This window comes from Sphingobium fluviale (genome assembly GCF_004122115.1).
GTDB lineage: Bacteria > Pseudomonadota > Alphaproteobacteria > Sphingomonadales > Sphingomonadaceae > Sphingobium > Sphingobium fluviale.
Map to the genome: position 1 here is coordinate 1 of NZ_SBKP01000022.1, position 22814 is coordinate 22814.

Genomic DNA, 22814 nt, shown 5'->3' on the forward strand with positions numbered 1-22814 from the left:
TCAATAACGCCATGTCCAACACTCCAATATCCCCTGATCACCAAAGACAGGGAAGCGTTCAAACATGGGTCACTTCTCAGTGGAAATTACTCCCCACACCGGGTCAACTCTCAATGAAAATCAACATGCAGGGGCTACGACGTATTTTTTCTCGTCGTAACATTAGCCTTTTTATTCAGATCGTTTGGCGACAGACCAAAAGTACGTTTGAATGTCCGCGACAGGTGCGCGGAATCTGCAAATCCTGCGATATGCGCCGCACGCGTCAAAGAATTGTCGCTGGCAAGACTTTCGATAGCACGTTGCAGTTTTCTCCACAAAAGGTAGCTTTTTAGCGGCATGCCGATCTGAGCGCGGAACAGATGTCGGAAGCGGCCCATCGAGAGGCCTGCTGCACGCGCTACCTGTTCCAGGGGAACACTCAAGTCGTCTGCAGCATCGATCTCTTCCAGCGATCTTTCAATACGCGGATCCATCGTGGGTAGCGCCGCTTGATCCGATTGGAGCGGCCAGATCAACTGTGCGAGTTCGACGCCAAACTCAGTCGTTCTTGAAGCTGGGTCGCTGGCGAGCGCTTGTTCAAGCGCCTTTGATTGATCTGATGGAAGATTGAGCAGCTCCACCCCACCCGTACCCAGCTTCTCGTTGCCATTTCTAACAAGGCTGGGATCAATATAGAGAATCTTCGCAGTCTGGCTGGGTGCAGACAGACGATGGCTTATGTTCGAGCCGATCACCAGAATGCCCTCTGCATTCAGTATTTGTCCCTGCGTTTCGATTTGAAGCGCCTTGGCAAAAGGAAAACAAATCTGAACGGCATAATGCTGGTGAAACTCGGTATGACCGACGGGTCCATCATAATAGACCCACCCCAAACCGATGGTAATATCTCCCGCCCAATTGATCATTTGTCGTTCTTAGGAATCCCGAATTATTGCTCCAGCCGGCATCAGCAAAAAACCGGACCACGCGGATGTCTCATGATGTCCCAATCAGTGCATGGTCGCAATGTAAAACCAATTGATCATCCATTCCGGACGGCTTCCTACAAGTACCTTGAGGGCGCCGGGCAGTCAGAGAAACAGAGCGCAAGGGTGGAGATTGCTGCGGTTGCGGACTTCGGGTCATTGCGGCATGTACCGGCTTGCCGCAACTTGTCTCAAACGTATGAATTTCCGCCGGAGGCGCGGCAGGGGCAGCGCAGCACCTCCGGCGTGGCCACTCGTTCCAGCACATTCGGGGTCTCGCTCGCGGGAGACAACTTCCTTCGAACATGCGGGTTGGCCAATCTCAAGCATGCAATGCATCTTCGTCATCACAGGGAACGGCTTCGGTCTAAATCGTCGAATGATGGATGCCAAACCTGGTCTCAAGCATGGTGGCAATTGCGACCCGTTTTGCAATAGACGCCGCATCCGACGTCAGGACCACATCCGGGGTCAGGCTGGCATCGCCAACAGCAACCGACCAGACATGAAGGTCATGCGCCGCGCTTCCAACTCCAGCCCCCATGGTCATGCTCTCCTGAGGGCAGATTGAACGGCTGTTGGTGACGCCTGGAAAGTCCAGAACAGCAGAAGTGCGTTGATGGTGACCAAAATTGTTGCGCCGGTATCTGCCAGAATGGCAGTCCACAAATTGGTGATTCCAAAGACCGCGAGCACCAAGAAGACGAGCTTTAGGCCGATCGCGATCACAATGTTCACGAGGATCGTCCGCCGCGCTTTTCGTGCGAGGCGGATCGCATCGGGTATGCCGGTCAGTCGATCTTTCAGCAGACCGACATCGGCCGTCTCGATAGCGACATCGGTTCCGCCGCCCATGGCAAGCCCCAGTGTTGCGGTTGCAAGCGCCGGGGCGTCGTTCACTCCGTCGCCAACCATGAGTATTGGCTGCTCCGCTTTGAGCTGGTTGATCCGCTCAAGCTTATCAGCGGGCATGAGTTCGCCAAAGGCCTCCATGCCCAGCGGTTCGGCGACCGAGCTCGCCGTGCGCTGGTTGTCGCCGCTCAGCATCAGAGTCCGGATGCCAAGTGCTGCCAACGCCCGGATTGCGGGGCCCGCGTCGTCGCGCGGTTCATCACGGCACGCGATAAACCCGCGTATTGTGCTGTCGACGACCAACACTGCGACGGTCTTGCCGTCCTTTTCCAATTCTCGGATGCTGGCTGCCTTAGCACCTTCCAAGGCTGCAGTCGCGCGTGGGCTCAGTAGTTCGACACGCAACGTGCCGACCATGCCTTCAACGCCCTCGCCTTGGCGGATGGACACGTCCGAGGCAGCAGGAACGTCTATGCCCCGTTTTGCCGCTTCGGCAACAATGGCACGGGCAACCGGATGGGCAAGCCCGGTTTCGAGCGCTGCTGCGAGCGAAAGCACGTCCCCCACAACATCGGTGACCACAGGATGCCCCATGGTGATCGTGCCGGTCTTGTCGAACGCCGCGATGCGAATGTGCGCAAGCGCTTCGAGGGCCGCGCCGCTCTTGATCAAAATGCCGTTGCGCGCAGCGGTTGCAATCCCTGTTGCGATGGCCGCCGGCGTCGAAAGGACCAATGCGCACGGACAGGCTATGAGCAGCACTGTGAGCGCGCGGTAAAGCCAGACCGCCCAGTCGCCGCCGGCGAGCAGCGGTGGAAGCAAGGCGACCAATGCCGCAATGAGGATCGCAGCCGGGGTGTAGTAAGCGCTGAAATTGTCGATAAACCTGGCAGTGGGCGAGGTGCTCTCCTGGGCGTCTTCGACCAGCTTGCCGATGCGGGCCACAATGCTGTTTGTGGCATCCTTTGTGACCGAAATCCTGAGATTGCCGTCGCCGTTGATACTCCCGGCGAACACGGGGTCTCCGATGCCCTTGGCAACGGGTCGCGATTCCCCCGTTATCGCCGCTTCGTTCATTTCCGAGCGTCCGTCGATGATCGTTCCGTCCGCCGGAATGCGGTCGCCGCCCGCGACCAATATGGTCATGCCAACGCCCAGTGTCGCAACCGGCACTTCGACCCGCGCGCCATCGCGCTCGATGATGGCAGTCGATGGCAGCAGTTCAGCAAGCGCCGTCAAACCCGAGCGAGCGCGGGCGGCTGCAAACCCTTCGAGCAACTCACCCAGCGAAAACAGCGCAACAACGACCACTGCCTCGGCCCCGGCATTGATCGGAAGTGCCCCGATCACTGCGATGGTGACCAGCGTTTCGATGCTGAAAGGCGAGCCGCGTCGGGCCTTGCCGAGCGCCGTTCGCGCAAACGGCAAAACCGAGACTAGCGCGCCAATCCCGAAGGCCAGACGCGCATAGTCGGGAAAGATCCAGGCAATACCGTAAGCAAGGGCCGCACACGCGCAAGCGAGCAGAAACACATTACGTCCTTCGCGATCGCCGGCGTGATGCTTTGCGGAATCGGTCGTGAGGCCAGCAGGCTTCGCTAAGGGAGTTTCGGCAATGTCGGCCATCAATGCTCTGCCTGTCCGACGGCCGCCTTGACAGCATTTACCGGGCAACGATGGAATATCCGCGCGACACCCCTGTAGTTTCGAGTTGTAAGCCGGTCGGGTGTGCGTTCCTCCACCGTCAGCCGTTTCAGCTCATTCGCCATCATCATGTCGGGAAACGGCATGTGGCTGTGCGTATAGGCAATGGCATTGCCTTCGTCCTTCCAAAGTCCGGTCGCAGACGGGCCTTTGTCAGGAAGCGTCACCTCGGCATAATAGCCGTCGGCGAGAAACACCCATGCTGGCCCGCTCTCGCAATTCTTGGTTTCACCCAAACTCCAGACGCCGGGCATATATGCCGGTTCTGGCGCAGCGGCCTGGGCAGGCAAGGCCAGCGCAACCGTCAGCAATAGGGTTAGATTTCGCAAATTGTCTCTCCTTCTATTTTGCTGGAAGTTCGCTGCCGAGCGCGTCGACGTCGGAATACTCGCCGGTCTCGTGATGCTTGTGCTTTCCCTTGAGCAGCAATTGGCTGATCGCAGGCAAGACGAAGAGCGTAAGGATGGTCGAGGTGATCAGGCCGCCAATCACCACAATCGCCAGCGGCTTTTGCACCTCCGCGCCCTGTCCGGTCGCAAGCGCCATCGGGACGAAGCCGATGGCGGGCACGATCCCGGTCATCAGCACCGCCCGGAAGCGTTCGAGCGAGCCTTCGACAATCGCCTGTGCGACCGTCAGCCCCTCCGCGATCCGCTGGGTGATCGCGGTCATCACGACAAGGCCGTTCAACACCCCGACCCCCGCCAGCACGATGAAGCCGACCGCCGCCGATACCGAAAAGGGCAAGCCCGCCAGCGCCAGGGCAAACACGCCGCCTGCCAGCCCCAAGGGAATCGCCGAGTAGACCGCGATTGCGGGCCGGAAGCCGCGCAGGGCGACGAACAGGATGCCGAAGATCGCTGCGAAGACGATGGGGATGACTAGCGACAGGCGCTGCGACGCGGCTTGCAGATTCTCGAACTGCCCGCCCCATTCGATCGAGCTGCCCGGCGGCAGCTTCACCTGGGCAGCAACCTTGCTCTGCGCTTCGGCGATGAAACTCCCCAGATCATTGCCGCGTACATTGGCCTGGACGACGACGCGCCGTCTGCCATTGTCGCGGCTGACCTGGTTGACCCCTTCGGAAAAGCCGAAGCTGGCGACTGCGCTCAGCGGCACCGAAGCGCCTTCCTGTGGAAGCATCACCGGCAGCGCCCCCACCGCGTCCAGATCGTCGCGCCCCGCATTGGGCAGGCGCACGACAATGTCGAAGCGCCGGTCGCCCTCGAACACGATCCCCGCCTCGCGTCCGCCAAGCGCCGCTGCCACGGTATCGGTCACGTCCTCCAAGGTCAGGCCGTAACGCGCGATGGCGTCGCGGTCGAACTTGACGTCGAGCTGCGGGAAGCCTTCGGTCTGCTCGACCTTGACATCCGCCGCGCCGGGAACGGTTTTGAGGATCGAAGCGACCTTGGCTCCGAGCGCGCTCATTTCCTCCAGATCGTCACCATAGAGTTTGATCGCGATGTCGCCCCGCACGCCCGCGATCAGTTCGTTGAACCGCAGCTCGATTGGTTGGCTGATCTCGAAGGCGCTGCCGACCAGCGGCTTGAGCTTGGCTTCGAGCCGTTCGATCACCTGTTCCTTGCTGTCCACACCGTCGGGCCATTGGTCCTTGGGCTTGAGGATGACAAACGAGTCCGAGATATTGGCGGGCATCGGATCGGTGCCGACCTCTGCCGTCCCGGTTTTCGAGAACATATAGGCGACTTCGGGCAGCGTCACCGCCGCCTTCTCGATCTGACGCTGCAAGGCGAGCGATTGATTGAGCGAGGTCGAAGGAATGCGGATGCCCTGAAGCGCGATGTCGCCCTCGTCGAGCTGCGGGATGAACTCGCGGCCCAGCATGAGGAACACCAGCCCGGCCAGTACGAAGGCCCCGACGCCCGCGCCGATCCACGGCCAGGGCCGCGACACCGCCTTGGTGAGCAAGGGCTGGTACCGCTCCTTCGCCACCGCGACCGCCTTGACCTCCTTCTCGGCAACTTCGCCGCGAATGAGCAAAGCCACCATTGCCGGAACGAAGGTCAGCGACAGGATGAAGGCTCCCGCCAGCGCGAGCATGACCGTGATCGCCATCGGCGAGAACATCTTGCCCTCGACCCCGGTGAACGTCAGCAATGGCGCGAAAACGAGGAAAATAATCGCCTGCCCGAAGATCGTCGGGCGCACCATTTCGCGCGAAGCCTCGAACACCTCATGCAGCCGTTCGGTAAGGTTCAGAACCCGGCCTTCGTGATGCTGGCGCTCGGCCAGGCGTCGCAGACAGTTCTCGATGATGATGATCGACCCGTCGACGATGAGCCCGAAGTCGAGCGCGCCAAGGCTCATCAGATTGCCCGATGTGCCGGTGGCGTTCATGCCCATCGCCATCATCAGGAACGAGAGCGGGATGACAAGCGTCGCGATAATTGCGGCGCGAATGTTGCCCAAGAGCCAGAACAGCACCGCGATGACCAGCAATGCGCCTTCGAGCAGATTCTTCTCGACCGTCCAGATCGTCGCATTGACCAGCTTGGAACGGTCGAGCACGGTCTTGATCTTGATCCCCGGCGGCATCGACATGGCGATTTCATCGAGCCGCTCGGCAACCGCGTTGGCGACGATCCGGCTGTTGCCGCCGGCAATCATCAACGCCGTGCCGACCACGACTTCGTTGCCATTTTCCGACGCTGCGCCCGTGCGCAGATCGCCGCCGATGCGGACATTGGCGATATCGCGAACCGCCACGGGAACGCCGCCGCGCGTCGCAACCGTTGCCTGGCCCACTTCGTCGAGCGTGCGGATGCGGCCATCGGCCTTGACCAGAAACGCCTCGCCGCCGCGTTCGACGAAGTTCGCGCCGACCGAGATGTTGGCCTTCTCGAGCGCCTCGGCGAGTTCGGAAAAGGAGATGTGATAGCTGGCGAGCTTGGCCGGGTCCGGCTCGACGACGAACTGCTTTTCATAGCCGCCGATGCTGTCGATCCCGGCAACCCCTTCGACCGAGCGAAGCTGCGGCCGGATTACCCAATCCTGCACGGTCCGCAGATAGGCGAGCTTCGACACCTCGTCGGTCAGCAGCTTGCCGTCGGTGGTCAGATAGCTGCCATCGGGCTGAAAGCCGGGCTTGCCCGCGATCTTGGGGTTCGCCTTGGTGCCTGCGGGTTCGTATTCGACGACATACATCAGCACTTCGCCAAGCCCGGTTGTCACCGGCCCCATTTGCGGCTCGACGCCATCGGGCAGGCTTTCCTTGGCCTGCGTCAGCCGCTCGGCGACCTGCTGGCGCGCGAAATAGAGATCGGTGTGTTCCTCGAACACGACCGTCACCTGGCTGAAGCCGTTTCGCGAGATCGAGCGCGAGCTTTCCAACCCCGGAATCCCCGCCATCGCGGTTTCGACCGGGAAGGTGACGAGCCGCTCCATGTCGAGCGGCCCTAAAGCCGGGGCGACGGTGTTTATCTGTACCTGCTTGTTGGTGATGTCAGGAACGGCGTCGATCGGCAGCTTGAACAGCTGGCTCGCACCGAAGGCTGCGACGATGAGCGTGACAACGACCACGCCCCAGCGGAAGCGGATTGCCGCGTCGAGAAGTTTTTCGATCATCTCAATGCTCCGCCTCGCCCTTGCCGAGTTCGGCTTTGAGGAGGAATGCGCCCTTGGTCGCGACAACGGCACCGGGTTTCAGGCCCGCGACGATCTCGACACGGCCTGCGCTGCGCTGCCCGACCGTCACATTCGTCGCCTGAAAGCCCTTCGTCGTTTTCACAAACACAACGTCCCTGCCCTCGACCGACTGCATCGCCTCTTCGGCAATGCCGATGCCGGCGTTAACTGCACTATTGCGCGGTGTGATCCGCACGCGGAGCCCTTGCCCGGGGGTGAGCTGCCCCACACCATCGGGAATCAATATGAGGGTCGCCGCCTTGCTGTCGGGGTCGAGGCTCGGAGTCGCCGCGCGGACGGTTGCGGTGATCGTGTCGCCGCCAAGCAGTTCGATCACAGCCTTGTCGCCCGGCTGAACGCGCCGGGCATCGGCGGGAAGAACAGATGCGTTAATCTGAATCTTGCGCGGATCGGCCACCCGGAACAGCTCGGTGCCCGCCGTGACATAGCTTCCAAGCGTTGCATCGGCCTTGGTGATCCGCCCCGAGATCATGCTGGTGACCGCGAGAAACCGTCCATCGCCGGTAATCTTGGCAGCACCCGCCGCCGACTGGGTGCGCCGCGCTTCGGCCTCGGCTTCGGCCAGCACAGCCTGTGCTGCTTCCAGATCTTGCCGTGCCGTGACGCGCGCGTCGAACAGCTTTTTCTCCCGCGCATAAGCCGAGCGGGCGGCAATGAGCCGGGCCGAAGCAGCACTGCGTTCGGCAGCAACAGCAGACGCATCTCTGCTTTCGAGATAGGCAACCGTCTCGCCCGTGCTGACACTGTCGCCGAGGCGCTTGACGATTCTGGTCAAGGCACCGTCGCCGCGCGCGGTCAGCACCGCCTCGCCATCTGGAGCGGCGGCAACGACGCCCTGCGCGATGATCTCTATGCCGAGCCCGCCCGCTTGCGTCGCCTCTGTTGCGATCCCCGCTGCCTTCGCGCGCGCGTCGTCCATCTCGACAAAGCCTTCAGGGCCATGGCTTTCTTCTTCACCATGTTCGCCCTCTTCGGCTTCAGTACCAGCGGTGGTTGTGGGCGCTAGAATGGTCCGGCCGAGCATGACTCCGCCACTGCCAAGCAGAAGCGCAGCGATGGCGGCTCCTGCGATCAATTTGTTCTTGTTGCTATCGGTTTCCATTGAAAATTCCTTCACTGTGCGTTCGCACGAGCGAGCGCCGCAAGCGCTCGCGCACGATCCAGTTGTGCTTCGATGAGATTGCGCCGGGCCGAATTGAGGGCTTCCTGCGCGTCGATCAGCTCGATCAGTGCGAATTTGCCAGCACGGTAGCCGATGTTGGCCAGCCGGGCTGCCTCCTCGGCTTGCGCTAAGCCGGGTCCGGACAGGGCGGCGACCCGCTCGTTGGCAGCGGAGACCATGAGTTCGGCATCGCGGCGATTGAAATTGGCCTCCAACCTCGTCTGGGCAAGAACAGCGCTGGCGGCGTCTGTCTCGGCGCGCGCGGCGGCAATATTACCCTGGTTGCGGTTGCGGAAGGGCAGCGGGATCGAAATCCCGGCGACAATGGCTGTCTCACCCCCTTCGCGAAACCGGCGGACACCGCCAGACGCCGTTACATTCGGAACCGCTTCTGCTTGGGCCAGGGAAACGCGCGCCTGGGCAGCTTCCCGCTCTGCAGTTGCCAGCCGCTCATCAAGGCTTGGGGTGTCAGCGGGCAGAGTCGGCGGCTGTTCGTCATTACCCGGTGCTGCGGTCAATTCGGGATCGCTGCTTCCGGTCAAGAGCGCCAATTTGCGTCGTGCCGAGACATATTCACCTGCGGCCCGCGCCAATTCGGCCTCGGCTTCGGCGAGAAGCGCGTCGGCGCGCAATTGGCGCAATGGCGGATCGCGCCCCGCATCGACTAACTCCTTTGCCACGCGTGATAATTCGCGCGCGCGGTCGAGAGTTTCGCGGGCCAACGCGCCCCGCGCCTCGCTCGCCGCGAGGTCCGCATGTGCAATGCGAATGTCATAGTCTAGCGCGGCTACCTCTCGCACGAGCGCAAGTCTGAAGAAATCGAGTTCGGCGGCGGCAACCGCTTTGCGCGCACGCCTCTTGCCGCCAAGTTCGAACTCCTGGCTGACCGCCAGCGTCGTCTCGGTCTGTCGAAAGTTTCGATAGGGACCGGTGCCACTGAAGTTCTCGACTTCGAGGCCAAGCTCAGGGTTCGGCGACACTCCGGCTTGAAGTGCACGGCCCTCAGCCGCTTTGACTTCGGCTTCCGCTCGCGTGATGCGCGGTGATGCTGCGCGCCCCTGGCTTAACGCTTCACCGAGACTTATCGGCTCGGCGGCGGCGGGCGCTCCGATAGATATGAGCGTCCCCGCCAGCAAGGCGGTGCGCAAACGTATAAACATATGAAAACTCCTGAATCGTTATCATTAGCTGCGGACGCAATGCGTCCGCGCTGCAGCACGATTCAGGCAGAAGGAGGTTGTGTGGGGGGTGCCGTAGACCAGGAGTTGAGGCCTGTTTGCCTCTCGGGCAGGCATGGCCGACCCATCTTGAAGTACAGAGGCTGGGACATGTCTGCCGGATCGGCCAAATTCGCGGTGCAATGGCCATGTGCCATATGCCCTGCCACGCCACTGTGAGACTGACCTGACTCTTCGCTGTCGTGCGAATTACCCTCGCTTACAACTTGCGCCAAACCCGCGGCTTCCACAGCCGGGTTGGCGAGCAAGGGTGAACCGACGATGTCACACGCGAGCACCGACAGCATTATCACCAGACAGGATAGCCAACGAGCCATAGTAGGCCCTATATCGGTCGCAATCTGGCGTTGCAACAGTTTTTCTGGCAAGCTGCTGCAAATACGCACGCTTGTTGTCCTTATGTTATAATATGACCTGTTGCGATTGTCCATTATTCTTAATTTGTCTATTCATCGACTTCGTGATCTTCGAGATACCAGTTTTTTACTTCAGATTTTATTTATCACCGGCGCAATGGCACGCGCAAACAAAACGAACCACCCACTACGCGCGGTTGGTGGGTCATGTAGTAACTCTACTGATGGCGTCACGAAGATCATCAGGAATTGGCATGGTTTTGAACGCACTGACATTGGAGCGTCCGGTATTCCCAATTGGGATTCGTCCAGTGAGCGCGCCAAGCGGGGCAAGGGCGAGACGAGTCATCTGGCCTATGGCCTCCTTCGCATCGCGCGTTTCAAAGGCAAATTTCAGCATTGCCCAGTGATTGGCCACATGCAGCGGGAGATAGGGGTGCGAGAGAATGTGTGCGCGTTCAAGCGCTCCCCAGGCTTTCACTCTATCATCGCCAGCTTTGGCAGCGAGATAAGCAGCCATTTCTGCATTGATTAGCTCAACTACAGATGATTTCATGTCCTGCCTCCAAAACCCAGCCATCGCGGAACCTTCGCACGAAAAGCGTTATAAGCTGCCCCAAAACTGGCTTCCAGATGCACTTCTTCAATCCGCACCTGCCCGATACATGACAGGATGAAGATGATGATTGCCGCCCAAGCCCACCAAGAGCCCGCTACTATTGCGGCTGCTAGGCCGACCAGCATCATGCCAACGAAGATCGGATTGCGGCTGAAGCGGAACAGTCCGTGCGACACAAATTGCGGTGCATCGCCCTCGCGAACCCCAATGCGCCAAGCGCGTTCCATCTGTATTTGGGCAACGATCACCATTGCAGCCCCAGCAAGCGCGACAATTGCTGCGGGCAAGGTCACGGCCGTCGCTTCATTGTTTGAAGCCAAGAAACTGGCCGCAATGAGAATAGCGGTGCTTATCGCGAATGACAGCCCCGCAACGCGCTGAATGCCCTTTGCGTCGAGGAAGGCCAACGGGTGGTCACCTGTTTGTCGTCTGACTGATATGCCACGCCATATGGTCGCAGCGATAATCGCAATCATCGCGGCAAGCGGAATCGACTGGAGGATGGCCATCAGACGTACTCCGCCGAGCGTGAAATAGCCTTCAGCTCACCTGGTGTCTGTCGAAGCTCGCGGGTGCGTCGCGGAAATTCAATCCGCATAAGGATGATCCCTCTTGCGTCTCAGGTCCCAGTCAATGTTCATGTTGAGCCAAAGGCTCGCAACCGCGAGACCGCCCACTACGCTGCCCAAAGCAATCGCTAATAGAAAGCCAGCGCTGTCGAGTTGAACGGTCGCAAACTGCCAGAGCGTTGCTGGCACGAAGAAAATGAGCGCGGTAAATACCCCTGGCGAATATTCGCGAAAGAGCCGCCACGTTGTGAGATGAAAAACCGCGTTGGTGAAAAACACCCATTGTACCGCCACCGCCCAAATCGTCGATATTCGCGACGGGTTGACCGTGGCCGTCCAGCAAATGCCAATGGTGCTGGCAACCAGAAATATGTGCGAATAGACAAACCAAGCGCGGCTCGTCGCGCCAGAATGACGGGTCGCCCACTCTGGGAAGCGCCGCCATTCTTCGGCAATATGAAACAGGAAGATGATGGGCGTGATGAGGAACGTCATGCCGCCTTCACTTTCAACTCACCCAATGCCTGCCTCAGCACTTGCGCGCCGCCGGTCAGTGCAAGCCCCGCCATGATTGTTGCCACAATGAGGTCAGGCCAAGCGCTGCCTGTGCCAAACACGCCTAGAGCCGCAAGCATCACCGCGACATTGCCGATCGCGTCGTTGCGCGAGCAAATCCAGACCGAGCGCATATTCGCGTCGCCGGTGCGATAGCGGTAGAGCAACACGGTAACGCTGACATTGGCGCTAAGCGCCAGCGCGCCAATTGCGCCCATCGTCATCGCGTCGGGCGTGGTGCCATTCACAAAAGCAAGGATCGCGCTGCCGAAGACCCAGGCGGCAAAGCCGAGCATGAACAGCGATTTGAGCAATGCCGCCCGTGCCCGCCATGCCAGCGCCGCACCGACGACGGCCAGACTGACCGCATAATTGGCGGCATCGCCCAGAAAATCGAGCGCGTCGGCTTGAAGCGCACGGCTGTCCGCCGCAGCGCCCGCAACCATCTCGACGACAAACATAGCCGCATTGACGATGAGCGCGATCCAGAGAATGCGCCGCCAGCGCGGATTGGCATTGTCTGTCTCGCTCGCGCAGGCGCCCCTGCTGCAACCGTCTGCCATTCGATTTCCTTCTCGACAAAATCCCGAGTCGGACATCTATCTACACCCTGTAGCAACTACAGGGTCAAGCGCCTTCTAACGGGAAGCCGATCGTTCGCCATCTTGTCGCGAATTCGGGTTTGCAAATCTGTTTTGCCAGCACCCTGCACCCTGCTAAGCCCAACATGCGAATCATTCTTAACTAGAGAATCCCACTTGATGCACCTGCTCCGATATCAATATCCACCGATGTTTATTCGCGTAATCCATCGTTGGGGATGTGCCGTCCTAGTTTCGTTTCTGATTTTGTCGCAGCCGGCGCAAGCCAGCGACGTCGAAGTTCAGACGACGTGGCGCCTGCTCGACTATGTCGCCGTCGATTACGCAGAGGCAGTTTCGCAAGGGCGGGTGGTCAATGCTGCCGAATATGCCGAGATGGTCGAGTTCGCCGAACAGGTCGAAACCCGGCTCAAAAGCCTGCCAGCCAACGCCGTCAAGTCGGATCTGTTGAGGCGCGCTGGGGTCCTGCGCCGCGCGATTGCTAACAAGGCTTCGCCTACAACGATTGCCGCACAGTCGCGTGCGCTCGCCGCCAGTTTACTCGCGGCATACCCGGTGCCGCTTGCGCCCAAGTCTCCGCCTGACATTCAGCGAGGCGCGAAGCTTTACAGCCAGAATTGCGCGGCTTGCCACGGATCAAGCGGAGACGGAAAAGGTCCAAGCGCGGCGGGCCAAGAGCCGCCACCGATTGCGTTCACAGATGTCGCACGCGCGAACCAACGCAGCGTGTTCGGGCTCTATCAGGTCATTACGCAAGGCCTTGAAGGCACATCAATGGCGAGCTTCGATTCGCTGGATGACGCGGACCGCTGGGCGCTCGCCTTTTATGTCGGAAGCCTTGCCTATCCCGCGCAGTCCGCATCGAAGGGCGAACAGCTGTGGCGTGATGACAAGGCTGCGCGCGCGGCATTTCCGAATATGGAGGCATTCGTTGGCGCGACGCCTGCAGCTACTGCAATTGATTTGGGTCAAGCCAAAGCCGAGGCATTGACTGCATTCCTGCGACGTCAGCCCGAGGCGTTGACCGCACAGCGCGAAGGTTCGCTCAGCCTGGCTCGCGAGCGCCTCGATGCCAGCTTATTGGCATATGCAAAAGGCGATCGGAAAGCGGCATCCGATCTTGCACTATCCGCCTATCTCGACGGATTTGAGCCGGTCGAGGCCGTTCTCGCTGCTCGCGACGCGAACCTCATGGCGCAGATCGAAGCGGCAATGGGCAATCTGCGTGCGGCGATCGGCAATGATCGACCGCTGCCGGAAGTGCAGGCGGCAAATGACGCGGTCGATAGGCTGTTTGCAGAAGCCGAGACGGCGCTTTCGCCTGAGCAAGCGAGCGACACATCAAGCTTTTTCGGTGCATTTGGTATATTGCTGCGCGAAGGTCTTGAAGCATTGTTGATCGTGATTGCGATGATCGCGTTCCTGCGCAAGACCGAACGAACCGAAGTGATGGGCTATGTTCATGGCGGGTGGATCAGCGCGCTGACTGCTGGAGTGCTTACTTGGTTTGTCGCGGCCTATTTCATCGGCATCAGCGGCGCCTCGCGTGAGCTCACCGAAGGCTTCGGCTCGCTATTCGCGGCAATCATTCTGGTTTCAGTCGGCATCTGGATGCACGGCAAAAGCAACGCCGAGGTATGGCAGCGCTACATCAAGGAGAAGATGTCGGCGGCATTGTCACGCCGTTCGGGTTGGTTCCTGTTCGGGCTGGCGTTCCTGGTCGTCTATCGCGAGGTGTTTGAGACCATCTTATTCTACACCGCGCTATGGGCACAGGGGAACGGCACCGCGATGTTGGCCGGTGCCGGCATCGCAACCCTTTTCTTAGGGGCCATAGCCTGGGCTATGCTACGCTACAGCGCGCGCCTGCCGATCACCCAGTTCTTCTCGTGGAGCGCAATCCTGATTGCTGTGCTCGCCGTTATCCTGGCGGGCAAGGGCATAGCAGGTCTTCAGGAGGCGGGTATGATCGGCGTTGCACCGCGTCCCGGTGTGCCGCGGATCCCGACGCTCGGCCTCTTTCCGACGAACGAAACGCTGTTGGCGCAAATCGCGACTATCATCGTACTGGCTGCCGGATTCTGGTTCAACCGCGCGAGATCAAGCCGCCCCGCTTAAGCGCGCGCGCCAAGATCAGGGCTCTTGTATCTGGAATGGTGTGAATGCGGCTGCGTTCACGCAGATCGACAAAACCAGCGTCGGCAATCACGCTCGAGAGGATTCGGTCTGTCTTGGGCCGCGTGTCCGTGACACCGTCCCTCGACTGGATAATGGGTCATCAACTAGGCAATGTCATCGATTGTATCTGTTTGCCATAGTCGGCGGTATCGCCGGACTCTAGAGACGACGTGCTGCCCTGGTCATTCATCGACCACTACTTGCTTTCAATGATCCGACAATTCGCGCAGCGCATCGCGGATAATGTCATTGGCCGAATGCAGGAAGAGCAGCGCGATGATGCCCGCCACCGCAAGATCGGGCCAAGCCTGTCCGGTCCAGGCCACCAACGCCGCAGCTATGATTACGGCAACATTGGCAAGGGCGTCGTTGCGGGAAAATAGCCAGATCGCACGCGCGGTCGCATCGCCCTCATCACGGAAACGGCGAAGAACGAAAGCTGCAGATATGTTGACGGCAAGCGCCACGATGCCAAGACCGCCCATGATGTCGGCCTCAGGCGCAACCGCGTTGAAAGCACGCCAGATGGCCATGCCTATGACCCCGACGCCAAGCGCCGCGAGGAAAAACCCTTGGATCAACGCCGTTTTGCTCCGCGCGATGGCCGACCAGCCGAGCGCGATCAGGCCAACAAGCGTAATCGATCCGTCGCCAATGAAATCCAGCGAATCAGCCTTGAGTGCCTGCGACCCGGCAAGGAAGCCTCCGCCAAGCTCGATGACCCCGAAGCCCAGATTGAGCAGCACGACGATCCACAAGGCGCGACGATAAGCCGGATCAACACCCGCGCGTTTCGTGTCCGCTTCGCATCCGCAGTCACTCATGAAATTTTGCCCTTCTCATTGTCGAGTCGGACTTCTGTCTACACCCTATAGCAACTATAGGGTCAAGAGCCGCTTTGCGTCGAGTTCGCGCATGAAGGAGCACAGCAATCGGCTGCCTTACCGTCGAGTTGGACTGGGGGGCATGGAACGGTCCCGTAGGAGCAGAAGACGCAACAGTCACCTGGCTTGGGTTTCAACACGACCCCGCAGCCGCTGCAATCATAGAAATACCAACATGCGTCGGTTGGCATTGTCTCGACTTTGACCACGCCGCAGACTGGGCAGCGGAGCGCCGATTCAAATACCACCACCCGATCAGACATAAAAATGACCTGCCGCCAGCAGCAGCGCGCCGATGAACAAGCCAATGAGAAGCATGATCCGTACCCATGGCGGCGCGCAGTTACCGTCGGGCCCGCACTGCTGTGCCCTGCTCTGCATCCGCCACAAAAATACGGCCGAAATCGCAAGCAAGATGGTGCTAGCGGCCATGAGCAGGGCTTGGTGCGGACCTGTGAAGCCCGCGATCCCGCCGAGCCAAGCGGTGCCAATGCCCAAACTCGCCAATAGGATCGGCAAGGCACAACAGGCTGCAGCACCAAATGCTGCTGCGATACCGCCCAAAGTCGTCAAAATGGTGCTACGGCGCAGTGCCTTGTCTGATCCCGGCTGATCCTGAGCCATCACTGCATCCTTCTTGCCCATTGCTGCAAACCCTCTTACCATCTGTAGCAACTACAGACTCAAGAGGTTTTTTCGGGCAATGGCTGAACCAGGCTTTGCGATAGGCGAACTTTCGCGGCGGACCGGCTGCCATATCGAAACAATACGTTATTACGAACGGTGTGCTCTGATACCTGCCGCCGCACGGCGCGGACGTTATCGTCATTATTCGCAAGCCGATGCCGAAAGGTTGCGCTTCGTGCGACGCTCGCGCGAACTGGGCTTTTCGCTCGAAGAAATCAAAGCCCTCCTTGGCCTCGATGCCGCTCAGCCCGCCGCCTGCGGCGAGGCGCATCACATTGCCAAGGCCAATCTGACGGCGGTGCGCTCCAAGCTCGCTGATCTGAAAAAGATGGAAACCGTCCTTGCAGGTGCAGTTGCCGATTGCGAGTCACGCGCGTTCAGCGGGTGTCCGATATTGGACGCTTTGTCGGGGTCAACGCCCATCACGCTGGAGGTCAAACGGTGAAAATCGGCGAATTGGCAAACGCGACCGCAACCAAGGTCGAGACGGTGCGCTACTATGAAAAGATCGGTCTTCTACCACCGCCTGCCCGCACAGCGGCAAATTATCGCGCCTATGGCAGCGAGCATCTGGCGCGGCTCTCGTTCATCCGCCGCGCGCGCGATCTCGGCTTCACGCTTGAAGCCGTGCGGGAATTGCTGACCCTCTCCGATGACAAGTCGCAACCCTGTGAAGCGGTTGATGCAATCGCACGGACGCATCTCATAGATATCGACCGCAAGGTTGCCGACCTCACCGCGCTCAGGACCGAACTCGACAAGGTGATTGGGTCATGTCGTCACGGCACGGTTGCGGAATGCAAGATCGTCGAAACATTGGGCCCGCGCTGATCGAACGGGGCGCCCAGTGCATTCTTCGGCGCAGCGATCGGGCCTACCTAATCTGCAAAACAGGCCTTGATAGGAATTTTCAAATAGCGAACGCCATTGGCTTCGGCTTCCGGGAAGCGTCCTGCGCGGACATTGACTTGAATGGCTGGTAACAGCAGCTTGGGCACATCAAGTGTTGCGTCGCGCGCCTCGCGCATTGCGACAAACTCGTCTTCGCTGACGCCATCATGGACGTGCACGCTGGACCGTCGCTGTTCGCCTACCGTGGTTTCCCAAGCATAGTCCGTGCGCCCCGGTGCCTTGTAGTCATGGCACAGAAACAGCCGCGTTTCGTCAACCAGGCTCAGCACCCGCCGGATCGAGCGATAGAGCTGGCGCGCGTCGCCGCCGGGAAAATCCGCGTGGGCGGTGCCAAAATCGGGCATGAAGAGCGTGTCCCCGACGAAGGCAACGTCGCCGATTCGATAAGCAATGTCAGCAGGCGTGTGCCCGGGAACGTGCATCACTTCCACTGTGAGTCCACCGATCATGAATTGCTCACCGTCCGAAAACAGCCGGTCGAAATCCGACCCGTCTGACTTCAAAGCGTCAAACGCAAAGATCGGGCGAAAGATCTTTTGCACGTCACGAATATGCTCGCCAATTCCGATAACGGCACCGGTCTTGGCCTTGATATAGGGAGCAGCCGATAGATGATCGGCATGCGCATGTGTTTCCAGCGCCATCACAATCCGCCAGCCGTGTTCAGCCGCCGACGCGAGAATTCGCTCGGCGGATCGCACATCGGCCTGTCCACTTGCCAGATCGAAGTCGAGCACCGGATCGATCACGGCCGCATCTCCAGTCACTGGATCGGCAACCAGATAACTGATCGTGTTGGTCGCTTCGTCGAAAAACGCCTCGATGGAAGGCGATGCGGGCATGACAATCTCCATTTGTGGTTGACACTATATCAGTATATACTAATTAAGCAATGCCCAATGGATGCTGTGATGCTCAAATCCCCAATGGATCTCGCCACTTTTGAAGCGAAAGCGGAGTCGGTCGCCAACCTGCTCAAAGCTATGGCCAATAGCCGCCGTCTGATGTTGCTATGCAAGCTTGCCGAACATGGCGAAATGGCAGCAGGCGATCTCGCACGCGAGGTTGCCTTGTCGCAATCCGCGTGTTCGCAACATCTTGGCAAAATGCGGGACGAGGGTCTCGTCGCCTTCCGCCGGGAAAGCCAGACGCTTTGGTACCGGATTGCCGATCCGCACACCGAGATGCTGATGACCACCCTTTATCAACTTTATTGCAAGGACTGAGCCGATCACGATTCCTGCTTTATCTCCTGCCGAGGCGCGTCGCTTGATCGATGGCGGCGCGACCCTTGTCGATATCCGAGACGTAGAAGAACATGCGCGTGAGCATATTCCTGGCGCGCTCAATGTAACGCTAGACCGCCTATGCGAACTGCCCGCCGGGCCTTTGGTGTTTCACTGCCGCACCGGCATGCGCACCCAAAAAAATGCTCAAGCGCTCGGCGCGGCCCGAAGCGGCGCGCAGGTTCACATCCTCGCCGGTGGGATTGACGCGTGGCGATCCGCCGGACTGCCAACAAGTATCGACGCACGCCAGCCACTCGAAATCATGCGGCAAGTGCAAATTGCCGCTGGGGGCCTTGTTCTGATCGGCGTTTTGCTCGGTTTTCTAGTGTCGCCGTCATTTTTTGGCCTGTCGGCTCTTGTCGGTTCCGGACTGATCATGGCAGGTGCGACCGGATGGTGCGGCATGGCCAGTTTGCTGCAAGCAATGCCTTGGAACCACCGGACGCCGACGGCCTGATCGCCCAAGACGAATTGACTTAATCAGGGATTGGTGGGAAAATATTGACGTGAAACGCTGGCTGCCTTTGATTTTGCTTATCGGGGCGCTTCTTGGGCTCTTGAGTCAAGAGGTCGCTTTTGCGATGTCGTCATCAGATTTGATCACGCAGTCGCAGCCAGTGCAAGCTGAAACATTGGATTCCAGCGCGCATGCATCTGCTCCTGCCACAACAAGCTCCGACGAGCCGTGCAATTGGCCCACCATCGATTGCATTGCCAAAAAATGCTGCAGCGTTCCCTCGATCATTGTGCCGTCAGCCATGGGCGCGCCCAGCCATTCCAATCGCGACGGCACTCCTGGGATCGGACCGCTCGCCACTCTTGCGGGGCGAAGTTCCGCTCCAGATCTGCACCCCCCTTCCCTCCTTGGCTGAAATCAGCACACGCCCTCGATCCAACCATCGGGGTGTATTGTCAGATTCAATCAAGGAATTTCCTCATGAAAATGTTACTGCAGCTTGCAGCAATCGCAGCACTCGCAACCCCCACTTTCGCGGTCGCCAAGGAGCCCGCGTCGGGACATTGGGAATGGCGAAACCGCCCCGTTTCCGGACCCAATAAATCAAACCTTCCGCCGCGCGTTCGGGTTTGGGTCAAGCACAAAGAACCGGCCACCGATCGTTGCGATTGTTGCAATCAACAAGCAGAAACCAAAGACTGCAAGCCGTGCCAGGATTGTAAAGAACGTTCGGAGTCCTGTAGCTGCTAAATTTTCTCCCGGCCTCGGTGAGCCATTCGCCGGGGCCGGAAAGGCGAAATTGTCTCAATTGAGAAATAATACCCCATCCCAGTGACAGCACTCCCCCGTCAGAGTGCGCCCAGTGGTTTGAAGAACTGGTCAATATAGCCGTAGGACGATGAATATTGGCGCTTTACCCAATGGCTACGATAGGTTGAAAGTACCGTCTGCACAACGCATGAAGGGACATGATTGACGGGGCTCGGGATGCTGACCGGACCTCGCTTGGTGAGCGCAGGCAAATAGGCATTAGCAGGATTGGTTTGATGCTATTCACCGGCGGCCGGCAGCCAAAGGTCTCAGGTGGATATCGAATTTTCGACACCAACTGCGGGAAGCTTTTTCGCGCGGCCACGGCGTTGCCGTCGCCACATGATGAAGCCTGTGGAAACCCACAGGCTGACCGACAGGCCGATTATCGTGTAGATCACACCGCCGACGGGTCCAATAACGAAACCGCTATGGACTGGGAACAGCCAAGCCCGCACCCCGTCGCCTCCGCGGGTGAGGCCGGTGCGGTAGGTCCCGATCACCTTGCCCTCATAAGGATCGATCAGAACATCGGTGCGCTTCAGCCTCTCATCCATGAAGGCGAACCAGTAATCCTTTGCATGCGCACCCCAGGGGGCCATATGCGGACAAGTGCAGGTCGCCGACCTCCTTCCGCGCAAGCGCATATGCCTGATTGCCATCGATAGCAGCGGGCGGCATCTCGTGGCCTATATGGGCAGCTGCCTTCGCCATGTTGCTGGCGAATACTGATCGGCCAGAAGATTTCTCCGCCCAGGTTGTGAGGTTGAGCCACGTGCCCGTGCCTGCGACCGAGATGACGAATAGCCCTGCGAGAACACCGGCGGTGCGATGGATCCGCACGACCCCTTTGGCGTTCTTGCTCGTCTCGCGCGTTCGCCACCAGATCACAAGCCCGAGCAGGCTGAATATCACGACCCCAACGCCGAGAATGGTCAATATGATTTTGCCCGGCACGCCGAAAATCAACCATTTGTGGACAGTCGAGGCTAAGCCCACCCAGCCCGACATTGATGAGCCCTCCTGTATGATCCGCCCCTCGAACTGGTCGACAGTAATCATGTACGACATGTCGTGTTTGGTCGTGTCACGCCCGCCCATCACAACAACAGCCGTATTGGGCGATACCGCAGCGGTATACATCATGTGCGCGACCTGGAAGTCGGGCTTCTCTTTTGCGAGAAGCGCCATCACCTCGCCGGGGGACTTCGCCGTCCCACTCGCGCTCACCCTGAATTTTTCGGGTTGCGTCGCCTGAAACAGCCAGAAGCGTTGTTGCGAGATTTCTCCGGTAATACCTTGAATGACGAAGAAGATGCCAAGGGTGAGTGCGAAGCGCCTATGCCAACGTCTTAGCGTTAGTGTTGATACCGCCATCTTCCACTGTTCCAAATCAAAACTAGTCCGGAGAGCATGCAAGTCTAGCGTTTTCTGGAACAAAGAACTGGCTAAACCGCCTTGATCAGGATTGTCGGTTCTGCAGCGCCTCGCTCCAGTTCATGCCATTGGCAGCAGCAATACGTGCTATTTTGGCTGCTTCTGTGTAACCAAGCGATTGTGCAGCTTCGGTCGCACTTGCCGCACTTGACTCAAGTCTCTCGCGACACTGTTGGGCGTCGACCTGGATACCCTCTGCACAATTCACCCGAAACATGGTGATCGCCGCGCTGAGCAGGGTAACGGCCTCGTGGATCGAGAGGAAGATCAGTGGTTCGAACGCATTGAGCTGTAACTGCCCGGCCTCAGCTGCAAAAGTAATGCTCGTATCCAGGCCGAAGACCCGGAAGGCCACTTGGTTGAGAGCCTCGGGGATGACCGGGTTGATCTTCCCGGGCATGAGCGATGAGCCAGCCTGGCGTTCGGGAAGCAGCACCTCACCAAATCCTCCGCGAGGGCCGCTGGTTAACAGTCGCAGGTCATTTGCCAGTTTCGAAAGCTTGACGGCGAGTCTTTTCAGCAATCCGCTGTAAAGAACAAACGAGCCCATATCCCAGCTGGCCTCGTAGAGGTTATCCGCCGCTCTGACCGGAAGGTTGAACTCGGCGGCTACAGCGTCGACGATGTGGTCGCGATATCCCGGTTTTGCTCCGACGCCAGAGCCTATCGCCGTCCCACCAAGGTTGATTTCGAGAAACATATCGGGAAGCTCGGAAAGCCGCAGGACATCTTCGCGTAAAGTCGCTGCAAACGCGCCAAGTTCTGCCCCAACCGTCATCGGAACAGCATCTTGAAGCTGCGTTCGGCCGAGCTTGGGGATGTCGGAATACTCATCAGCCTTCCGGGCCAGGCTCTTCACCAGTTCGTCGAGCACGACAACAAGCCCTGCATTAAGGGCATAGGTTGCCAGCCGAACTGCGGAAGCATAGCAATCATTGGTCGACTGGCTGAGATTGACATGTCCGAGCGGATCGACAGTCGCATAGTCGCCCGGCTTCTTGCCTAGCAACAGGAGTGCGCGGTTCGCGATCACCTCATTCATGTTCATGTTCGTCGATGTGCCAGCTCCACCCTGGTATATGTCGACGACGAATTGCTCGGCAAATCGGCCTCGCGCAATTTCGGTACAAGCCTGCGAGATCGGCGCAGCCAATTCCTTCCTCAACAGCCCTCCGCCGCATTGACTCTGCAGGCGACTTTCTTGATCCGGGCAAGCGCTGAAAGGAGCTCGGGAAAATCACCAATTGTCGATCCGGAGATTGGAAAATTAGCCACGGCTCGAGCGCTATGGATACCATAAAGCGCGTGCGCCGGTACCGGAAATTCCCCAAGTGAATCGCTTTCCGTGCGGAACAACATTGCATCGCTATCAGAGGCCGACATGCGCCGGATCAGTCCCGGACGGCAAAGCTTGCGGAGACCTCTACTGCCGCACCAAGCGGCAAAGACGCAACGCCCAGTGCAACCCTTGCATGTCGTCCGCAGTCGCCGAGCACATCGACGATCAAGTCCGAGGCTCCGTTTATCACCTGCGGATGGGCTTCGAAATCGTCAACGGCGTTTACAAAACCGCCGAGCGTCAGGCAGCTTTCGATGCGGTCCAAATCGCCGTCGAGAGCGACTTTTGCTGCAGCCAGCAGCGCAATGCCGCATAAGCGCGCTGCTTCGACACCCTGCTCGACCGTCATATCGCCTCCAACCTTGCCCTTTACCAGACCCGAAGCCGTGCGGGGCAATTGCCCTGAAAGTGTCAGTACGCCGCGGTGGAAGGTCGCGGGCACATAGTTTGCAACGGTCGGCTGCATAGCGGGAAGTTCGATCCCGAGCGCAATCAGACGCTGTTGGATTTGGCTGCTCATACTGCTC

25 protein-coding genes are annotated in these 22814 nt (G+C 59.2%); 5 read left to right on the plus strand and 20 right to left on the minus strand.

Features of this window, described 5'->3' with window-relative positions:
- Positions 1-134: 134 nt before the first annotated feature.
- The 11 genes from EQG66_RS15465 to EQG66_RS14400 form a co-directional block, all read right to left on the minus strand.
- A complete protein-coding gene (locus tag EQG66_RS15465) occupies positions 135-908 on the minus strand; it encodes a helix-turn-helix transcriptional regulator (RefSeq protein WP_220428673.1) in 774 nt (257 codons plus the stop codon).
- 427 nt (positions 909-1335) lie between these two features.
- Complete coding sequence (locus EQG66_RS14355; protein WP_129405227.1) at positions 1336-1518, minus strand: hypothetical protein; 183 nt, start codon at positions 1516-1518, stop codon at positions 1336-1338.
- Complete coding sequence (locus EQG66_RS14360; protein WP_129405228.1) at positions 1515-3446, minus strand: heavy metal translocating P-type ATPase; 1932 nt, start codon at positions 3444-3446, stop codon at positions 1515-1517. The genes EQG66_RS14355 and EQG66_RS14360 overlap by 4 nt, the downstream gene beginning before the upstream one ends.
- Entirely contained in the window at positions 3446-3853 is a 408-nt protein-coding gene (locus tag EQG66_RS14365) for a hypothetical protein (protein ID WP_245988118.1), read from the minus strand. The genes EQG66_RS14360 and EQG66_RS14365 overlap by 1 nt, the downstream gene beginning before the upstream one ends.
- A 13-nt stretch (positions 3854-3866) precedes the next feature.
- Entirely contained in the window at positions 3867-7112 is a 3246-nt protein-coding gene (locus EQG66_RS14370) for an efflux RND transporter permease subunit (RefSeq protein WP_129405229.1), read from the minus strand.
- A gap of 1 nt (position 7113) precedes the next feature.
- A complete protein-coding gene (locus EQG66_RS14375; RefSeq protein ID WP_129405230.1) occupies positions 7114-8295 on the minus strand; it encodes an efflux RND transporter periplasmic adaptor subunit in 1182 nt (393 codons plus the stop codon).
- 11 nt (positions 8296-8306) lie between these two features.
- Positions 8307-9515: a TolC family protein gene (locus tag EQG66_RS14380; RefSeq protein WP_129405231.1), complete on the minus strand. Its 1209-nt coding sequence runs from the start codon at positions 9513-9515 to the stop codon at positions 8307-8309.
- 639 nt (positions 9516-10154) lie between these two features.
- Complete coding sequence (locus EQG66_RS14385; protein ID WP_129405232.1) at positions 10155-10505, minus strand: DUF3703 domain-containing protein; 351 nt, start codon at positions 10503-10505, stop codon at positions 10155-10157.
- Positions 10502-11077, minus strand: coding sequence for a methyltransferase family protein (locus EQG66_RS14390; RefSeq protein ID WP_129405233.1), 576 nt, complete (start codon positions 11075-11077; stop codon positions 10502-10504). The genes EQG66_RS14385 and EQG66_RS14390 overlap by 4 nt, the downstream gene beginning before the upstream one ends.
- A 78-nt stretch (positions 11078-11155) precedes the next feature.
- A complete protein-coding gene (locus EQG66_RS14395) occupies positions 11156-11632 on the minus strand; it encodes an HXXEE domain-containing protein (protein WP_129405234.1) in 477 nt (158 codons plus the stop codon).
- Positions 11629-12255 carry a cation efflux transmembrane domain-containing protein gene (locus EQG66_RS14400; protein WP_129405235.1) on the minus strand — a complete coding sequence of 209 codons (627 nt, stop codon included), beginning with the start codon at positions 12253-12255 and terminating at the stop codon, positions 11629-11631. Before EQG66_RS14400 ends, EQG66_RS14395 begins: the two co-directional genes overlap by 4 nt.
- A gap of 228 nt (positions 12256-12483) precedes the next feature.
- Between EQG66_RS14400 and EQG66_RS14405 the strand changes: the two genes are divergently transcribed.
- On the plus strand, positions 12484-14412 hold the full coding sequence (locus EQG66_RS14405; RefSeq protein ID WP_164975698.1) for a cytochrome c/FTR1 family iron permease: 1929 nt from the start codon (positions 12484-12486) through the stop codon (positions 14410-14412).
- 266 nt (positions 14413-14678) lie between these two features.
- Here the strand turns inward: EQG66_RS14405 and EQG66_RS14410 are convergent, their stop codons facing one another.
- The 3 genes from EQG66_RS14410 to EQG66_RS14420 form a co-directional block, all read right to left on the minus strand.
- Positions 14679-15296 (minus strand): cation efflux transmembrane domain-containing protein, encoded by a 618-nt coding sequence (locus EQG66_RS14410; RefSeq protein ID WP_129405237.1) that lies wholly within the window; start codon positions 15294-15296, stop codon positions 14679-14681.
- 62 nt (positions 15297-15358) lie between these two features.
- Positions 15359-15619: a GDCCVxC domain-containing (seleno)protein gene (locus tag EQG66_RS15735; RefSeq protein ID WP_129405238.1), complete on the minus strand. Its 261-nt coding sequence runs from the start codon at positions 15617-15619 to the stop codon at positions 15359-15361.
- Positions 15612-16001, minus strand: coding sequence for a mercuric transporter MerT family protein (locus tag EQG66_RS14420; protein WP_245988119.1), 390 nt, complete (start codon positions 15999-16001; stop codon positions 15612-15614). The genes EQG66_RS15735 and EQG66_RS14420 overlap by 8 nt, the downstream gene beginning before the upstream one ends.
- Positions 16002-16059: 58 nt before the next feature.
- Between EQG66_RS14420 and EQG66_RS14425 the strand changes: the two genes are divergently transcribed.
- Together EQG66_RS14425 and EQG66_RS14430 are read left to right on the plus strand one after the other, a co-directional pair.
- Positions 16060-16488, plus strand: coding sequence for a MerR family transcriptional regulator (locus tag EQG66_RS14425; RefSeq protein ID WP_129405239.1), 429 nt, complete (start codon positions 16060-16062; stop codon positions 16486-16488).
- Positions 16485-16874, plus strand: coding sequence for a MerR family transcriptional regulator (locus tag EQG66_RS14430; protein ID WP_129405240.1), 390 nt, complete (start codon positions 16485-16487; stop codon positions 16872-16874). The genes EQG66_RS14425 and EQG66_RS14430 overlap by 4 nt, the downstream gene beginning before the upstream one ends.
- A gap of 47 nt (positions 16875-16921) precedes the next feature.
- Here EQG66_RS14430 and EQG66_RS14435 read toward each other — a convergent pair whose 3' ends face one another.
- Positions 16922-17797, minus strand: coding sequence for an MBL fold metallo-hydrolase (locus EQG66_RS14435; RefSeq protein ID WP_245988120.1), 876 nt, complete (start codon positions 17795-17797; stop codon positions 16922-16924).
- A gap of 57 nt (positions 17798-17854) precedes the next feature.
- On the opposite strand from EQG66_RS14435, the gene EQG66_RS14440 reads away from it, so the two are divergent.
- Complete coding sequence (locus EQG66_RS14440; RefSeq protein ID WP_129405242.1) at positions 17855-18181, plus strand: ArsR/SmtB family transcription factor; 327 nt, start codon at positions 17855-17857, stop codon at positions 18179-18181.
- A gap of 10 nt (positions 18182-18191) precedes the next feature.
- The gene (locus EQG66_RS14445) at positions 18192-18701 is read left to right on the plus strand and encodes a rhodanese family protein (RefSeq protein ID WP_425470256.1); all 510 of its coding nucleotides are present in this window, start codon (positions 18192-18194) and stop codon (positions 18699-18701) included.
- 105 nt (positions 18702-18806) lie between these two features.
- Here the strand turns inward: EQG66_RS14445 and EQG66_RS14450 are convergent, their stop codons facing one another.
- The 5 genes from EQG66_RS14450 to EQG66_RS14470 all read right to left on the minus strand — a co-directional run bounded on the left by EQG66_RS14450 (position 18807) and on the right by EQG66_RS14470 (position 22807).
- Positions 18807-19004, minus strand: coding sequence for a hypothetical protein (locus tag EQG66_RS14450; RefSeq protein ID WP_129405244.1), 198 nt, complete (start codon positions 19002-19004; stop codon positions 18807-18809).
- A 776-nt stretch (positions 19005-19780) separates the two neighbouring features.
- On the minus strand, positions 19781-20068 hold the full coding sequence (locus EQG66_RS14455; protein WP_129405245.1) for a PepSY domain-containing protein: 288 nt from the start codon (positions 20066-20068) through the stop codon (positions 19781-19783).
- The gene (locus EQG66_RS14460) at positions 20061-20888 is read right to left on the minus strand and encodes a PepSY-associated TM helix domain-containing protein (protein ID WP_129405246.1); all 828 of its coding nucleotides are present in this window, start codon (positions 20886-20888) and stop codon (positions 20061-20063) included. The genes EQG66_RS14455 and EQG66_RS14460 overlap by 8 nt, the downstream gene beginning before the upstream one ends.
- Before the next feature lie 85 nt (positions 20889-20973).
- Entirely contained in the window at positions 20974-22113 is a 1140-nt protein-coding gene (locus EQG66_RS14465; protein WP_425470255.1) for a lyase family protein, read from the minus strand.
- 226 nt (positions 22114-22339) lie between these two features.
- Entirely contained in the window at positions 22340-22807 is a 468-nt protein-coding gene (locus EQG66_RS14470) for a RidA family protein (protein ID WP_129405248.1), read from the minus strand.
- Positions 22808-22814 lie beyond the last annotated feature (7 nt).